This window comes from Aminobacter sp. MET-1, from assembly GCF_026521175.1.
Classification (GTDB): Bacteria; Pseudomonadota; Alphaproteobacteria; order Rhizobiales; family Rhizobiaceae; genus Aminobacter.
On sequence record NZ_JAMSHL010000189.1, the window covers coordinates 1 to 229 of the forward strand.

Below are 229 nucleotides of genomic sequence, written 5' to 3' on the forward strand. Positions count from 1 at the left end.
TGGGTCAGCTCTTCCATCGTCGCCACACCGCGCTTGGCCAAGTGATGCTGAGGCGCACAGAACACCACCAACTCATCCTCGACCCAGGTTTGTACCTCGATGTCCGGGTGGCTGCAGTCGCCTTCGATTAGACCCAGGTCAATTTCGTAATGCGCCACTTGGTGCACGATATTGGCAGTATTCTGCACATGCAGTTTCACCTGGCTCTCGGGGTGCTGCTGCATGAAAC

General features: G+C 56.3%; 1 protein-coding gene. It reads right to left on the minus strand.

The window, feature by feature from the left end; genetic code table 11:
* On the minus strand, positions 1-200 hold a 200-nt coding region (locus tag NDO48_RS29575; RefSeq protein WP_323848141.1), incomplete at its 3' end, for a LysR substrate-binding domain-containing protein.
* Between the last annotated feature and the right edge of the window lie 29 nt (positions 201-229).